At 55.5% G+C, this 3,020-nt stretch carries 2 protein-coding genes and 1 pseudogene; 1 reads left to right on the top strand and 2 read right to left on the bottom strand.

Going from position 1 to position 3,020, the window contains the following annotated elements:
* Window positions 1–175 precede the first annotated feature (175 nt).
* Together USDA257_RS32960 and USDA257_RS32955 are read right to left on the bottom strand one after the other, a co-directional pair.
* Window positions 176–1,000 (bottom strand): glycoside hydrolase family 16 protein, encoded by an 825-nt coding sequence (locus USDA257_RS32960; protein WP_014858094.1) that lies wholly within the window; start codon window positions 998–1,000, stop codon window positions 176–178.
* A gap of 675 nt (window positions 1,001–1,675) precedes the next feature.
* Window positions 1,676–2,080: a hypothetical protein gene (locus USDA257_RS32955; RefSeq protein ID WP_014858092.1), complete on the bottom strand. Its 405-nt coding sequence runs from the start codon at window positions 2,078–2,080 to the stop codon at window positions 1,676–1,678.
* Window positions 2,081–2,861: 781 nt separating this feature from the next.
* Here USDA257_RS32955 and USDA257_RS32945 point away from each other — a divergent pair.
* A pseudogene (locus USDA257_RS32945) lies at window positions 2,862–3,020 on the top strand (IS5/IS1182 family transposase); the annotation flags it as partial.

The raw sequence follows: 3,020 nt of genomic DNA, 5'->3' as shown, positions 1-3,020 counted from the left end.
AGATTCCATCCACTAGGGTGAGCGTTTGTACGACGCTTAGCGCCTCTCTTTTAGACTAAGGTGTGGGGATTATCCGCGTGTCGCGGCGTCTAGCTGCTTGCATATTGTGTGGATCTGCGCCGCGTTACTGATTTCGGCGCCGGGGGCGGAGATTAAGCACCGCGTCGCGGTCGGGCTAATTGACTTTTTGGTAAACGCGCACGTAGTCAATGTCCATTGAAACCGGGAAGATTGCGTCGTCAATCTTGCCGGCCATGTCGCCACCAATAGCTAGGTTCAAGAGGAGAAAGTGGGGAGTATCGAAAGGCCAACTGCTGCTGCCCTCTTGAGGGTTCTTGTAGGTGAAGTAGGAGTGCCCATTAACACCGATGGAAATCGCGGTGGGAGTCCAGGTTAGTGTATAGATGTGGAAGCGACGGCACGCGTCTGATAGAACGGTTTCACCCCCGATGCCGAACGTGCGCGCTGTTGCCTTAGTGTGAATTGTCCCCTTGATCTTGTCTGGCGCACTGCCGACCTGCTCCATGATGTCGATCTCCCCATTTTCAGGCCAAGGCGTTTTATCAGCGCCAAGCATCCAAAATGCCGGCCAGGTACCTCGGCCACAGGGCAGGCGTGCGCGGATTGCGAAATGCCCGTAAACCCAAGCGGCCTTTCCGCGTGTGATAAGGCGCGCGGAGGTGTAGTTCTGTCCGCCGTAGTCGGATGCGCTCGTCAGCCGTTCCTTACGGGCAGTGATGATGAGTTTACCGTCCTTACCCCGGCCGTTCTTGCGTCTTTTTACCGCATAGTATTGCTTCTCGTTGTTGTACCAGCCCGATTTATTGCCCTCCGTATCGTAAACCCATTTCGCGGGATCCGGCAGGCCGGCACGATCGAATTCGTCTGACCATACAAGTCTATACCCTTCTGGTATCTTAGCTTCTTGCGCGCCGGCTGTTGGAGCGGCGAAAACAAAAAAGGCGAAGCAAAGAAGATTGTATTGTCTGTAAATGACCATTCCCAGCCTTCCTTCATAACTCAGACCCTCTCTGTTTAGAGGATGGGTGACGGCAAAGACGACGCACTTATATCACAGCTGGAATGACGACGACCTAAGGCTAGACGAAGGGTTTACCGCCGCGGCGCCGCAACGCGACATGGAGTGGCTGATTACAGTCTAACCACTTAAATGTTCATGATGCGAGCCACCCTCGAAGCCCTTCCACCATGCATCGGAATAGTGAGCTTCTCTGAGAACGTCAGGCAGATCGTTGATGCTCTTTTCAGTATAGACGGCGAGCGGAACCGAATTGAACGGGTTTGGATCACAGGGTGTCGCGGTCGTCTACATCGCGCACAACATGGACGACGTCATGCGAGTAACCGACCGCATCGCCGTCATGTACCGTGGCCGAAAGGGCCGACGAGATAACCACCAAGGACACCACCAAAAAGGACGTGGTGCACATGATTATCACCGATCTGGCCTACTAAGGTGAACCGCGGTGCACACGCGCCGCGTTTCATGTCGATTTTGCACGGTAGCCGTCTCCGTGGCAACTATCGCCGCGCGATGACCACGATTCGCCTAAGTCGCCCTTCGATCACAGGTGTAAAGCGATCGTGACCAACCAACTAACCAACTGGCATAGGTTTCCGGTGAGAAAGTTAGTCGCAAACGGGCTACGTTTTGCTATTTGGTAAGGAATCGTATTGGGCGTACGCATCCAGCATCATGCGTATATTCACTCGTGCTCGAGGTTAGCTCACCCAGTCCTGGCCAGTGGAAAGGTATTGTCGACCACATCGATTCGAGTTCGACCTCGAGACCCAGCTGTGCCGCTACAATCAAGGCCTGAACCGGCTCTTTGTCGTGCGGCCACAAATCCTCCTCAAGCGAGATCCAGACGTCACTCTCGTCCTCGACAGTGATTTCAGCCTGAAGCGCGCCCAGTTTCTCGCTGATGTTCGTCGCATCATCTAGCAATGCGCTTCGGATGAGGAGAGTGATCTTCTCTCCATTCAACTCAAGTTTGGGTCGGTCATCGACAACCCGGAAATCGGGTTTGTCACCCTCAACGGCGCCGTCAGTTCTCACTGACGGCAGAGACTTCCCCTCGTCTTCACACCAGAAGGCCTTGTCGAAGATGTCGAGGGGCGATGCGCCACACCCGGGCAGTGCCAGAGGTTTTGAGCGATCTGAATACCGGTAATCTTTCCGCTACAATGTAAGCAGAACCACGCGTCCGACTCGCGCCCCCACAACGGGCGGCGAACAACCCCGTCGAGGTCGGGTTTCGTGGACCGTCGGGGCCAATCCGTGGAGATTTCGCCCCGAACCCGAGCAGCCCGATCTCTCACTAGGCTAAGTGCTTTCTGGAGGAATTCCAGCTCAAACACCGGGCATTTGCCATCATTTTCGGTGACTGTCTGGACGATCGGCCGCGCACCAGGGTTTTCTGGCACTGTGATGCTCCACCCATCTCCCACCATGATGACATCGTGTAAAGCCACCTGAAGGCGGTATGGGTGATCGCCGATCATGCCATGTTCGGCGTTATCCAGGTACGCCAAGCGGTGGGCCATTGCTGCAGGATGCCCAGCCTGAAAATCTGCTGGAAGAGCTCCCTCAACGATGGCTTCGACGCTCGCCATCTGTTCGGGACTGGGGATCCAATCCTTTTTGCTGGTGGAGACGAGTTTGGTCCAGCTAACGAATCCCAATTCCCCCGCAAGCAAGTCGAGAGCTTGGTGTAGCGAGACCCTGTTGGCCCGCGCGTATCTTTTAGCAAGACGCCTGAGAGCCTGACCGAAAAAGAGTTGAGTGAAATCAGCCAGTTGTGATTCTGTTTGTTTGCTTAGGACGAACGGAGACCACAATGGGCTGGACTGATTTCACCCGTCGGCAATATGCCCGACGCGCAAGGCGGTATGCAAGCGATCTGACGGACCGGGAATGGGGATTGATCTCGCCTTGCCTGCCTGGACCGCGGCGGTTGGGCAGGCCGCGCAGCACCGATCTTCGCGAGGTCGTGAAT

Origin of the sequence: Sinorhizobium fredii USDA 257 (assembly GCF_000265205.3) — a bacterium.
Taxonomy (GTDB): domain Bacteria; phylum Pseudomonadota; class Alphaproteobacteria; order Rhizobiales; family Rhizobiaceae; genus Sinorhizobium; species Sinorhizobium fredii_B.
The sequence above is the reverse complement of the archived record's forward strand: the minus strand, read 5'-3'. Positions and strand labels throughout refer to the sequence as shown.

Coding starts and splice junctions, on each gene's coding strand:
- USDA257_RS32960 (WP_014858094.1), bottom strand. CDS start 1,000: ATGGTCATTTACAGACAATACAATCTTCTTTGCTTCGCCTTTTTTGTT.